The organism is Curtobacterium sp. MCPF17_051, from assembly GCF_003234595.1.
Lineage (GTDB): Bacteria > Actinomycetota > Actinomycetes > Actinomycetales > Microbacteriaceae > Curtobacterium > Curtobacterium flaccumfaciens.
Genome location: NZ_QKSE01000009.1, coordinates 160,633 through 172,450, shown reverse-complemented (window position 1 = coordinate 172,450; position 11,818 = coordinate 160,633). Strand labels below are relative to the sequence as shown.

General features: G+C 71.4%; 10 protein-coding genes. 5 read left to right on the top strand and 5 right to left on the bottom strand.

What is annotated here, in order from left to right; genetic code table 11:
• Positions 1 to 351: 351 nt before the first annotated feature.
• The 4 genes from DEJ35_RS09105 to DEJ35_RS09090 all read left to right on the top strand — a co-directional run bounded on the left by DEJ35_RS09105 (position 352) and on the right by DEJ35_RS09090 (position 4,143).
• Positions 352 to 1,260: a hypothetical protein gene (locus tag DEJ35_RS09105; protein WP_146244770.1), complete on the top strand. Its 909-nt coding sequence runs from the start codon at positions 352 to 354 to the stop codon at positions 1,258 to 1,260.
• Between the two features lie 109 nt (positions 1,261 to 1,369).
• A complete protein-coding gene (locus tag DEJ35_RS09100; protein ID WP_027464630.1) occupies positions 1,370 to 1,930 on the top strand; it encodes a YceI family protein in 561 nt (186 codons plus the stop codon).
• A gap of 660 nt (positions 1,931 to 2,590) precedes the next feature.
• The gene (locus DEJ35_RS09095) at positions 2,591 to 3,157 is read left to right on the top strand and encodes a TIGR03086 family metal-binding protein (RefSeq protein ID WP_027464629.1); all 567 of its coding nucleotides are present in this window, start codon (positions 2,591 to 2,593) and stop codon (positions 3,155 to 3,157) included.
• Positions 3,154 to 4,143 carry an aldo/keto reductase gene (locus DEJ35_RS09090; protein WP_110862709.1) on the top strand — a complete coding sequence of 330 codons (990 nt, stop codon included), beginning with the start codon at positions 3,154 to 3,156 and terminating at the stop codon, positions 4,141 to 4,143. The genes DEJ35_RS09095 and DEJ35_RS09090 overlap by 4 nt, the downstream gene beginning before the upstream one ends.
• An 82-nt stretch (positions 4,144 to 4,225) precedes the next feature.
• On the opposite strand, the gene DEJ35_RS09085 is transcribed toward DEJ35_RS09090, so the two are convergent.
• A complete protein-coding gene (locus DEJ35_RS09085; protein ID WP_111090617.1) occupies positions 4,226 to 5,152 on the bottom strand; it encodes an oxygenase MpaB family protein in 927 nt (308 codons plus the stop codon).
• A gap of 95 nt (positions 5,153 to 5,247) precedes the next feature.
• On the opposite strand from DEJ35_RS09085, the gene DEJ35_RS09080 reads away from it, so the two are divergent.
• Positions 5,248 to 6,930 carry a long-chain-fatty-acid--CoA ligase gene (locus tag DEJ35_RS09080; RefSeq protein ID WP_111090618.1) on the top strand — a complete coding sequence of 561 codons (1,683 nt, stop codon included), beginning with the start codon at positions 5,248 to 5,250 and terminating at the stop codon, positions 6,928 to 6,930.
• 53 nt (positions 6,931 to 6,983) lie between these two features.
• Here the strand turns inward: DEJ35_RS09080 and DEJ35_RS09075 are convergent, their stop codons facing one another.
• The 4 genes from DEJ35_RS09075 to DEJ35_RS09060 form a co-directional block, all read right to left on the bottom strand.
• Positions 6,984 to 7,991, bottom strand: coding sequence for a DMT family transporter (locus DEJ35_RS09075; protein ID WP_220035379.1), 1,008 nt, complete (start codon positions 7,989 to 7,991; stop codon positions 6,984 to 6,986).
• Entirely contained in the window at positions 7,988 to 9,889 is a 1,902-nt protein-coding gene (locus DEJ35_RS09070) for an amino acid transporter (protein ID WP_258370021.1), read from the bottom strand. The genes DEJ35_RS09075 and DEJ35_RS09070 overlap by 4 nt, the downstream gene beginning before the upstream one ends.
• A 154-nt stretch (positions 9,890 to 10,043) precedes the next feature.
• Positions 10,044 to 10,352: a hypothetical protein gene (locus DEJ35_RS09065; RefSeq protein ID WP_110862713.1), complete on the bottom strand. Its 309-nt coding sequence runs from the start codon at positions 10,350 to 10,352 to the stop codon at positions 10,044 to 10,046.
• A gap of 11 nt (positions 10,353 to 10,363) precedes the next feature.
• Entirely contained in the window at positions 10,364 to 11,752 is a 1,389-nt protein-coding gene (locus tag DEJ35_RS09060) for a PspC domain-containing protein (protein ID WP_181435553.1), read from the bottom strand.
• Positions 11,753 to 11,818 lie beyond the last annotated feature (66 nt).

Here is an 11,818-nt window from a genome sequence, read left to right as displayed (position 1 = left end):
GGGCAGGGGGGGGCGTGAGCGGGCGAAATGCCAGAGTGCTCCCGACGGCACACCCGGACATGTCGCCCGCTCGCCTGCTCGCCTGCTCGCCTCGGGCGCGACCCCGGCGGCGGCTTCCGTGCAGCGGGTCCCGAGCAGCGATTCCAGAGCTGTCGGCGAGCGGGCCGCGCGAACGGGCGAAACACCGCCGTTCGGTCAGGCGGCGAGCACGGTGTTTCGCCCGCTCGCGGAAGCAACCGTCCCTCCACAGCGGCGAGAGCGGGCCAGCCGTCCACAAAGGAGGCCCGACTCCCGTCCGCAAGACCGGCTCGCCGTCACGCTGTGGAGATGACCGCGAGACGGCGACTCCCGATGGCACTCCGCGACGCTTCGTTCCGAGTACGCGATGCGCTGCACCGCGGCGTTTCGCGTGGCCGACTCGACGCTCGCGATCTCATCCGCCCGTTCCACGGCATCCGATCAGCGTTCCCACCGGAGTCCGTGGATGACCGTGCGAGAGCACTCGCTCCTCGGCTCCGCCCCGATCAGGTGTTCAGCCATGTCACTGCAGCAGCGATCATCGGCGTCCCGCTGCCCCGTCGCCTCGAACGCGACCAGCGGTTGCACGTCACGACGATCGGGACCGACCAAGCGCTCCGGGTTCGCGGCGCGGTCGGCCACCGGGCCCGGTACGGGTCAGTCCGCGCGACGATCGCACGAGGAGTGCCACTGACCACTCCGGCCGATACGTTCGTCGCACTGGGCTCGATGCTGACACTCGACGAACTCATCGTCGCGGGCGATGCGCTCGTGGGGTGGCTCGGCTGGACGACACTCGACGAACTCGCCCAGGCCGTCCGACGACGACGCGGCATCCGCGGCATCGTGAAGCTCCGCCTCGCGCTCGATGAGATCCGGAGGGGATCTCGGTCTCCCGGAGAAACCCGGACACGGCTGGCACTCGTCCGCCGCGGACTCCCGGAACCGGCGCTCAACCACGATGTCGTCGTCGACGGGCGGTGGATCGCATGTGTGGACCTCGCCTACCCCGATGCCAGGGTCGCGATCGAGTACGAGAGCGATCTGCACCGCACCGATCCAGCCAGCTTCCGAAAGGACCTCACGCGCGGCGAGCACCTCAAGGACGTCGACTGGTGGCTCGTCAGAGCAACAGCAGACGACCTCGATCACGGGGTCGAGCGTTTCGTGCACCGCATCCGTCGGCTGCTCCAAGTCGGCGCCAGAGGAGCCCACGACACGCGGTTTGCGACACTTGGGTGAACAATGGTTGACGCTTCAACCAAAACGGTGCACACTGTCGTAGTATCAACTCGATGCAGGCGCATGGAATGCGTCGCACCGCAGACTCTCGTTCGGAAGAAGGACCACCATGACGCTCACCGCTGACACCGTTCCCGGCTACAAGACCGGCACCTGGAAGATCGACCCGACCCACTCCGAGGTCACCTTCTCGGTCCGCCACCTCGCCATCAGCAAGGTCAAGGGCAAGTTCGAGACCTTCGACGCCACCGTCGTCACCGCCGAGAACCCGCTCGAGTCGACCGTCGAGGCCAACATCGACGTCGCGTCGATCAACACCGGCCAGGAGCAGCGCGACCAGCACCTCAAGACGAGCGACTTCTTCCTGACCGAGGAGCACCCGCAGCTGACCTTCCGTTCCACGAGCATCGAGGCGAAGGGCGACGACCTGCACATCGCGGGCGACCTGACCCTGCGCGGCGTCACCAAGCCGGTCGTCCTCAAGGCCGAGCTCGGCGGGTTCACCACGGACGGCTACGGCCAGGTCAAGTTCGGTGCCGAGGCGACCACGAAGATCGACCGCACCGAGTTCGGTGTGAACTGGAACGCGGCGCTCGAGGCCGGCGGCTTCACGCTCGGCAACGACGTCACGATCAACCTCGACGTCCAGTTCGTCCTCCAGGCGGCCTGAGCCACCTCTGACTCGACGCCTGACTGAGGGCACCGAGCGGCACTCCCCGAACCCGAGAAGAACGCCCCGACTCCACACGGAGTCGGGGCGTTCTCCGTTGCCCGCGCCGGTCCCCCGACCACGAGCGGGCGAAATACCCGGAGCTTCGTCCTGGTTCGTCAGGCATTCCGCCCGCTCGCCGATGCCGGCACCGAAGTCGACACCGATCGCCGCAATCACACCCGCGCCCACGCCCACCCCCACGCCACGAGCGGGCGAAACACCAGGCCGGTCCCCGTGGCGCGCCGGACATTTCGCCCGCTCGCCCAAGGACTTGAGCGGAGTGTGCGAGCGACCCCGGCCGAGATCGGAAGCGCGGCCGAGCGGGCGGAATGCCCGGGACACGGCGGCGACAAGTGCGGCATTTCGCCCGCTCGCGCAAGAAGGCACGAGGAAGCGCAGCGCAGGGCAGGGTAGGGCAGGGGCAGCGCAGGCAGGCGCAGAGGCAGGCGCAGGCGCAAGGGCAAGGGCAAGGGAGACAGCGGGAACGAGCGGAAGAGCGACGGCCACGCGCCGCCCCCGCGTAACGTTGGCCTGTACGACAGCAGCGAGGGGAATCCGCACTCCGGACCCCGAGTTGCACCGAGAGCACACGCCCGCACGACGAACAGGAGCACCACCATGGCCACCGACTGGATCGCGATGCAGGCCCTCGCGGCAGCCGAGTTCGGCCGCCGCGTCGCCGCCGTCACCGACTGGGACGCCCCCACCCCCGACTCCGAGTGGACCACCCGCGACCTCGTCGCCCACGTCGTCGACGAGCAGCGCTGGATCCCGAAGCTCCTGACCGGGTGCGACTACGCCCAGGCCCAGGCCGACCTCGAGCCGATCGGCGACGACCTGGTGGCCGAGTGGCACCGTTTCGCCACCGCCGCGACCGACGCCTGGCGGAACGCGCCGCAGGACACCCCCGTGCACCTCAGCACCGACGTCGTGCCCGCCGCGCAGTACCTCACCGAGCAGACGAGCGACATCACGATCCACACGTGGGACCTCGCCCGGGCGACCGGCACCGAGGAGTCCCTGCCCGACGAGCTCGTCCGCGCCGTGTGGGAGTACTTCGAGCCGCAGATCGAGGACCTCGCCGCCACCGGCCTCTACGCACCCCCGGTCGACGTCACCGAGGACTCCCCGCTCCAGGTCCGCCTGCTGGCCGTCACAGGCCGCGATGCCAGAGTGACTGCATGACCACCGACACGAAGCGCCTCGGCAACTCGGGGCTCGAGATCAGCAGCGTCGTCCTCGGCATGATGTCGTACGGCGACCCGGACCGGGGCTCACACGCCTGGAGCGTCGGCATCGACGAGGCCCGCCCGTTCGTCCGCCGCGCGTTCGAGGCCGGCATCACGACCTTCGACACCGCGAACGTCTACTCGGACGGCAGCAGCGAGGAGATCACCGGCACGCTCCTGGCCGAGCTGGCTCCGCGCGAGGACGTCCAGGTCTTCACGAAGGTCTTCAACCGGATGCGTCCCGGCCGGAACGGAGCCGGGCTGTCCCGCGCGGCGATCATGCACGAGATCGACGCCTCCCTGACCCGGCTGGGCACGGACTACGTCGACCTGTACCAGATCCACCGCTTCGACCCGGTGACGCCGGTCGAGGAGACCATGGAGGCCCTGCACGACGTCGTGAAGGCCGGCAAGGCGCGCTACATCGGCGCGAGCAGCATGTGGACGTGGCAGTTCGCCGAGATGCAGCACACCGCGGAACGCCACGGCTGGACGAAGTTCGTCAGCATGCAGGACCAGTACAACCTGCTCGAACGCGAGGAGGAGCGCGAGATGCTCCCCTTCTGCGAGCACACCGGCGTCGGCGTGATCCCGTGGAGCCCCCTCGCCCGCGGCCGCGTCACCCGCCCCTGGGACGCCTCCGGGTCGGGTTCGCGTGCGCAGACCGACGAGTTCGGCAAGACCCTCTACAAGCAGGACGAGGACGCCAACCGTGCGATCGTCGACGCGGTCGAGGCCGTCGCCACCGAGCGCGGCGTCCCGATGGCGCAGGTCGCCCTGGCCTGGGTCGCTGGCAAGTCCGCGGTCTCCGCGCCCATCGTCGGCGCGACGAAGGAGCACCACATCGACGACGCGGTGGCCGCAGCGTCGCTGACGCTCACCGACGACGAGGTCACGCGACTCGAGTCCGCCTACACGCCCCGGGTGCCGTCGGGTTTCTGACGCCCCCACGAGCGGACGGGAGGCACGGTGCCAGCTGGCACCGTGCCTCCCGTCCGTCAGGTTGTCGCGGTGACCGCCGTGGTCAGGCGACCGCGCTGCCGTCAGCGCGCTGCAGCCGCGCGATGCGCCGCCGCGCGGCCCGTTCGGAACCGGTCTGGTCGTCGAGCACCGCGCCGATCCCGTCGAGCACGAGCTTCGTGGTCCGCACGACCGGCAGCTCCACCGGGCCGACGACCGGCGCTCGGAGTCCGAGCAGCGACCGGTGCCGCGGGTCGAGCGTGGACACGGCACCCTGGAACACCGCCCGGTAGCCGGGGCGCAGCAGGCGGGACAGCGGCGGGTCCTTGATGAACCGGACGACGTCCCGGGTGCGCGAGTCCACCAGGAGTTCGCCGCGGTCCAGGTACCCGTTCATCTGGGCACGGAGCTCCGCCTCGGACTCGGGCGGGTCGACGATGCGCATGAGGCGCCCGGCCTCCGCCCACTCGCGGACGTAGGCGTCGGCGCCCCCGGGGATCGGGCCTCCCCAGCGCTGGGCGGCGCGGAGGAACGCGTCGGTGAAGGCGAGGTGTACCCAGCGCGCCAGGTCCGGGTCGTTGGCCGCGTAGGGGCGGGTCGTGCCGTGCGCGTCGACGTACTGCCCACGGACCCGCTCGTGCAGGCGGAGCACCCAGTCGCTGCCGCTGCGGGCGGTCTGCCGGTCGCCGTACGTGACGGTGGCGATCCACCGGCTGGTGCCCGCGAGGCGACCGAACGGGTCCTCGCGGTACCGGGAGTGGTCGGCGACACCGGCGAGCGCGCCGGGGTGCAGCGCCTGGACGAGCAGTGCCCGCACGCCGGCGACGATGCCGTGGCTGCCGCCGTGCACCGCCCACGTGGCGGAGCCCGGACCGAAGAAGCCCGCGTCGGTTCCGTGTTCCAGGTCGTCCATCCAGGCTTCCGTACCGGTCGAACCGCCCGTGAACGTCTGGTTGAGGCGGGACCGGAACACGTCGGAGACAGCGGACATGTCGTCATGTTCCGTCCGTCACCTGGGCGTGGGGGTGACATCGCGCAAAGTGGCCCTCCCAGCGTGCACGGGGGTCGCCCACTAGGTTGGGTCGGGTGAGCATCGACACGCCTCGTCCCTGGCTTGCCTCGTACGCCCCGGGGGTCCCGCACGACATCGAGGAACAGAGTGGTTCCCTGTACGACCTGGTCGAGCAGTCGGCCCGGAAGTTCCCCGGGCAGGTCGCCCTCGAGTTCTTCAAGCGCACGACGAGCTACGCCGACCTCGAGGAGCAGATCCTCCGCGCGGCGAACGGCCTGCGGAAGCTCGGCGTGGGAGCGGGTGACCGCGTCGCCATCGTCCTGCCGAACTGCCCGCAGCACATCGTGGCGTTCTACGCGGTGCTGCGGCTCGGTGCCATCGTGGTCGAACACAACCCGCTGTACACGCCACGCGAGCTCCGTCACCAGTTCGAGGACCACGGGGCCAAGGTCGCCATCGCGTGGGACAAGTCCGTCGCGACGCTGCAGGACTTCCCGGCCGACGTGCACCTCGACGCGATCGTCTCGGTGGACATCACCCGTGCCATGCCCCGGAGCACCCGGCTCGCCCTGGCCCTGCCGGTCGCGAAGGCCCGCGAGTCCCGCGCGAAGCTGACGGCGAAGGTGCGCGGCACGGTCAAGTGGGACGACCTCGCCGACACCCGCAAGCTGTCGAAGCGGCACCCGCGGCCGGCCACCGACGACGTCGCGCTGATCCAGTACACGTCCGGCACGACCGGGACCCCGAAGGGTGCGGTGCTGAGCCACCGGAACCTGCTGGCGAACGCCGCGCAGGCCCGTGCGTGGGTGCCGCAGATCCGCCGCGGCGACAACGTCGTGTACGCGGTGCTGCCGATGTTCCACGCCTACGGCCTGACGCTCTGCCTGACCTTCGCGATGAGCATGGCCTCGCGGCTCGTGCTCTTCCCCGCGTTCGACCCCGCCCTGGTCCTGACGGCGATCAAGCGACACCCGCCGACGTTCCTGCCGGCCGTGCCGCCGATCTACGCCCGGCTGCAGCACGCGGCCGACTCGGCGAAGGTGTCGCTCAAGGGCATCGAGATCGGCATCTCCGGCGCCATGCCGCTGTCGCAGGACATCGTCGAGCCGTGGGAGGCCCGGACCGAGGGCTACCTGGTCGAGGGCTACGGCCTGTCCGAGTGCTCCCCGGTCCTGATGGCCAACCCGGTCTCCCCCGAGCGTCGACTCGGATCGATCGGCCTGCCGCTGTCCTCCACCGAGGCGCGCGTGGTCGACCCCGACGACGACACGAAGGTGCTCGGCATCGACGAGCCCGGCGAACTGCAGGTCCGTGGCCCGCAGGTGTTCCGCGGCTACTGGGGCAAGGCCGAGGCCACCGACGAGGTCTTCACGCCCGACGGCTGGTTCCGCACCGGCGACATCGTGGCCATCGACGCCGACGGGTACGTCCGGATCGTCGACCGCCTCAAGGAACTCATCATCACCGGCGGCTTCAACGTGTCACCGTCCGAGGTCGAGGACACCCTGCTGAAGCACCCCAGCGTCAAGGAGGTCGCGGTCGTCGGCATCACGCAGGGCGGCAACGAGCAGGTCGTCGCCGCGGTCGTGCCGAAGGACCCCGCGACGTTCGACGGGGCCGCGCTCCGCGCCTGGTCACGCGAGCACCTGGCGGCGTACAAGGTGCCGCGCCGGGTCGTCGTGGTCGAGGACCTGCCGCGTTCGATGATCGGCAAGGTGCTGCGGCGGAAGGTGCGGGACCAGATCCTGGACGGCTGACGGGCGTTCCCGGGTCGGCGCCGGTCCGACTGACGCGGGGGCGCCGCTGCTCGTCAGCGGGCCCGCCGCCCGGGCAGCGCCAGCACGGACAGCCCGGCCACCACCAGCACGATGCCGGCCCATCCGCCGAGCCCCAGGCGCTCTCCCACCACGAGCACCGCCAGGACCGCGGCCACGACGGGCTCGAGCAGGGACAGCAGTGTCGCGACCGACGCCGTCACCGTCCGGAGCCCGAGCGCGTACAGCGAGTGGCCGATCACCGTCGGCACCAGCGCCAGGTACAGGAACACCGGCCAGTTATCGGCGTCGGTCAGGAACGGCCCGCCCGCCGCCACGGCGAGCACGACGAGCGGCACCGCGGCCACCCCGAACACCGCGCCGACGAGCCCGCGTTCGTTCGGCCCGCGGGCAGCCCGTGCGGCGGCGACCCCGACGTCCCCGCCGACGCGCATGCTGTCGGACTCCGCGCGACCGACGGCGATCGGCATCCGGCTCGTCGCGGCGTGCATCCCCCGCGCCACCGCCCACGAGTACAGCGCGTACGTCAGACCGGCGACCAGGGCGCTGCCGACGCCGACCGCGAGCGACCGCCCGCCGCCGTCGTGCTCGGAGCGCGCGAGGGTGACGACGACCATGCCGACCACGCTCACCAGGGTGGCGAGGACCCACCGGCGGGTGACGCGTCTGCGGTCGGCGACCCACTCGACCAGCCCGGCGAAGACGGGCGACGAGCCGATGGCCAGGGTCGTGCCGAGCGCGACCCCGGCGTCGGCGAGGGCCGCGTAGAACGCGACCGCGTAGACCACGAGCGAAGCGGCACCGAGCAGTGCCCAGCCGCGGGTCCGGCGCTGCGCGACGGCACGCAGCGTGCCCCGGCCCGCGGTCGCGGCGAGCACGAGGCCGCCGAGCCCGAAGGTGACCGCACCGAACACGAACGCCGGCACACCGGGCGCGAAGTGCGTCGCGGTCCCGGTGGTGCCCCACACCGCCGCGGCGACCGCGATCGCGGCCAGGCCGCCGACGGGCCTGGAGGCGCGCCCCGCGCCCGGTGTGCGGCTCACGAGACGTGGACGCTCGGCCGTCGGTTGACCTCGGGTTCCGCTTCGCGCAGGACTTCGCGCGTCACCGGGGCGACGTCGCCGGCGCCGGTGAACACGAAGCGCAGGGCGTTCCGGATCGGGCTGCCCTCGTTCCACTCGAAGTAGATGCTCGGCACCACCCCGGCGATGTCGCGGATGGCGAGGAGCGTCGACGCGATGGTGTTCGGGACGTTGCCGGAACGGACCTTGAGCACGCGGAACCCGTGGATGACGTGGCCTTCGACCACCAGGTCCTCTTCGAAGTCGGAGGAGTCGGCGGGCAGGACCTCGAGGAACATCGTCGGCACGCGGGCCGGGATGCCGGAGTCGCGGCGTTCCTCGCGCCCCTTCGCCCGGTACGCCTCGGCCGTGCCGGCACCGGGTTCGTTCGCGATGATGCAGACCGAACTGAACTGGTCGGCATCGGCCTCGACGAACTGCCGGGCGGTCGCGTCGAGCTCGATCGACGACGCTCGGAGCTCGAACGAACGCCGCACGCGCGAGACGAGCGACACCACGACGATCGCGATGATGAAGATCGCGGCGATCCGGACGCCGTCGGGCCGCTCGATGACGTTGGCGACCGTGGTGTAGACGAACACGACCGAGATCACACCGAACGCGATGGTGCGCTTGCGCTGCTGCTTGCGGCGCGCGGACAGCGTCACCGCGACCGCGGCACTCGTGATGAGCACCAGCACGCCGGTGGCGTAGGCGCCGCCCTGGGCGTCGACGTCGGCCTGGAAGATGATCGTGATGACGAACGCGATGAGCGTGAAGATGATCACGAGGGGACGCACCGCTCGCGCCCACTGCGGCGCCATGCCGTAGCGGGGCAGGAACCGCGGCACCAGGTTGAGGAGCCCCGCCATCGCGCTCGCGCCCGCGAACCACAGGATGGCGACGGTCGAGAAGTCGTAGATCGACCCGAAGACCCCGCCCATGTACTCGTGCGCCAGGTACGCCAGGGCACGCCCGTTCGCACCACCGCCCGGCTGGAACTCGTGCTGCGGGATGAGGAACGTCGTCACGATCGACGACGTGATGAGAAACGAGCTCATGATGAGCGCCGCGACGGTCAGCAGTCGCTTGGTGCCGCGGATCCGACCCTCGGGTCGGTCGCTGGTGTCGTCGCTGGCGTCGCCGCGGACCTGCGGCATCACCGCGACGCCGGTCTCGAAGCCGGAGAGCCCGAGCGCGAGCTTCGGGAACACGATCAGGGCGATGCCGACCATCACGAGCGGGTTGCTGTGCTGTGCCGTCAGCCCGGACCACCAGTCGCTCGCCACCATCGGGTTCTCGAACACGTGCCAGAGCGAGACCATGATGACGACCGCGTTCAGGGCGAGGAACACCGCGACGAGGCCGACCGCGATGCCGATGGCCTCCTTGAACCCGCGCAGGAACACGATGCCGAGCAGGAGCAGCAGCGCCAGGGTGAGCGGCACCGGGATCTCGGTGAACCAGTGCGGCGTGTACGGGTTCTCGGCGATGTGCGCCGTGGCGTCGGCCGCCGAAAGGGTCATCGTGATCATGAAGTCCGTCACGGCGAACCCGAGCAACACCAGCACGAGGAGCTTGCCCGCCCACCACGGCAGGAGCTTCTCGAGCATCATGATCGACCCGGCGCCCCGGAAGCTGTCGTGGGCGATCCGGCGGTAGACCGGCAGCGCCCCGAACAGCGTGACGAGCACGAGGACGATCGTCGCGATCGGCGACAGCAGACCCGCGGCGAGCGCGGCGATGGCGGGTTGGTACCCGAGGGTGGAGAAGTAGTCGACGCCGGTCAGGCACATGACCCGCCACCACGGGTGGGTCTTCTCGACCTCGACCTGGTGCGGGCCCTGGTGGGAGGCACCCTGGTCGGCCCCGTGCAGCATCCACCGGCGCAGGCGGGTGCTGCGGTCGAGGGGCTGCTCGGTGGCGTCGCGCTGGGCGGCCCGCTCGGCGTCTGTCGCGGTCACGTGGATGATGCTAAGCCGTCCGGGTGACCCCCGTGCACACCCGGACAGCCCTGTGCACGGAGCGGTCCGACTAGCGCCGTGTGCGGGACAGGGCCGCCACGATCCCCGCCACGACCAGCAGCACACCGGCGGCGATGCAGGCGGCCAACAGCAGGGTCGTGGTGTCCACTGAGAACATCGGCAGCGCACTCACGGCCATCGCTCCGGCGAACACCAGGAGCAGCACGCCCCAGAGGATCGTGCCGAAGCGTGCGCCACCGCGTCGGGGTCGGCAGGCGAGCCCGTCCGGAGCCACCGGGGAGGCCACCGGTGCCGTCGCCTCGTCGTTCGTCGTGCCGTCGTTCGTCGGGTTGTCGTTGGTCGTGCTGTCCGTCGTCATCGTCCCGCTCCTCACTCGCCGACCGTGAACGCCCGCGGCACCTCGACGCCACCGCCGAGTACCCACAGGTGCACCGTCGTCGTCTCGTCCGCATCGGCCGTGCGTGCCGCCCGGTTCTCGAGCGTGGTGGTCCGGAGCACCCCGCCGGCGCCGTCGTCGTCGCCTCCGCCGGTGTCGATCCCGTAGCCGACACCGCTCACCTCGACCCGCACCGGCAGGTCGGTCGGCAGCAGCACCTCGGCTCCGCCGGCACCCAACCACAGGTGCACGTCGCCCCCGACCGCCGACGGCTCGAGTCCGCGGAGGTCCAGCGTGGGACCGCCGGCCAGCATCGCGAAGTCCCGTTCGGTCCCCGACGCGGCGCGTTCGACCTGCCACGTGGTGCCGCCGATGAGCGAGACCTGGGTGCCGGCGGGCAGGACCCCGGTGACCACCAGGGCCACCGCGGCGACCGTCGAGAACAGTCCGAGCACGCCGTCGTCACGGCCGCGGATCCCGGCGACGATCGTCGCGACCGCCAGCACCGCGAGCGCGGCCGCGATCCCGAGGACCGGGACGGACCACCCGACCTGCTGCGCCCAGACCGCGACACCGGCTCCGGCGACGAGCGCGAGTCCGAGGGACACCGCCACGTACGCTGTCCCGGGGCGTCGTTCCGACCGCACGGCACGCCACTCGGCCGTCCGCTCCCGTTCCGCGCGCAGCCGCTCCTCGTGCCGCCGTCGCCGGTCCTCGGGGCTCGCCGGCACGTCCCACTGCCAGGAGGCCCGTCGCGCGTCCGTCGCACCGGTCGCCTCCGCGGTCCACGCGGCTCGTGCCGGGCGCGGCTGGTCGGGGCTGGTCCAGAAGTCGCCCCGCGGTGCAGCGGTCGGGTCGGTGCCGGTGCTCGTGGTCCGGTCGCCGTCCACCCCGCGTCGGGACAGGACCACGATGAGCCACACGATCCCGCCGACGAGCACGATGCTCCAAGCCGTGGCCAGGGTCGCCTCGAGCCACCCGGGCATCCCCCAGGCGTCCGGGACCCCCTGCCACCAGAGACCCCGGGCCGCGGGCACGAAGGTCAGTGCCGCGAGCGCGCCGATCGCGATGAGCGCCGGGTCGAGGACCCCGCGGATCATCCGTTCGACGTGGATGCGTCCGGCGGTGTCGGGCAGCAGCGCCCAGCCGACGGCGTAGGCGAGGAGAACCGGCCCGCCCAGCAGCGCGACGACGATCGTCACGCCGCGGACCACGAGGGGGTCGAGCCCGGTGCGGCGGGCGACGGCACCGCACACGCCGGCGAGCCAGCGGTCGTCGGTGCGCGCGATGCCGAGGCCGCGGACCCAGTCGAAGAACCGGGTCGTCGAGTCGGCGCTGCCGGCGGCGGCGCCGGGAGCGGAGTCGTGCTGGTGATCGGTCATGGCCACCAGCATCCCGGCAGTGCTGCGCCGACACCATCGGGGTTCCCCCTGACCGGTCCCTGATCC

Coding starts and splice junctions, on each gene's coding strand:
- DEJ35_RS09105 (WP_146244770.1), top strand. CDS start 352: ATGGCACTCCGCGACGCTTCGTTCCGAGTACGCGATGCGCTGCACCGC.
- DEJ35_RS09100 (WP_027464630.1), top strand. CDS start 1,370: ATGACGCTCACCGCTGACACCGTTCCCGGCTACAAGACCGGCACCTGG.
- DEJ35_RS09095 (WP_027464629.1), top strand. CDS start 2,591: ATGGCCACCGACTGGATCGCGATGCAGGCCCTCGCGGCAGCCGAGTTC.
- DEJ35_RS09090 (WP_110862709.1), top strand. CDS start 3,154: ATGACCACCGACACGAAGCGCCTCGGCAACTCGGGGCTCGAGATCAGC.
- DEJ35_RS09085 (WP_111090617.1), bottom strand. CDS start 5,152: ATGTCCGCTGTCTCCGACGTGTTCCGGTCCCGCCTCAACCAGACGTTC.
- DEJ35_RS09070 (WP_258370021.1), bottom strand. CDS start 9,889: ATGCTGCACGGGGCCGACCAGGGTGCCTCCCACCAGGGCCCGCACCAG.
- DEJ35_RS09065 (WP_110862713.1), bottom strand. CDS start 10,352: ATGACGACGGACAGCACGACCAACGACAACCCGACGAACGACGGCACG.
- DEJ35_RS09060 (WP_181435553.1), bottom strand. CDS start 11,752: ATGACCGATCACCAGCACGACTCCGCTCCCGGCGCCGCCGCCGGCAGC.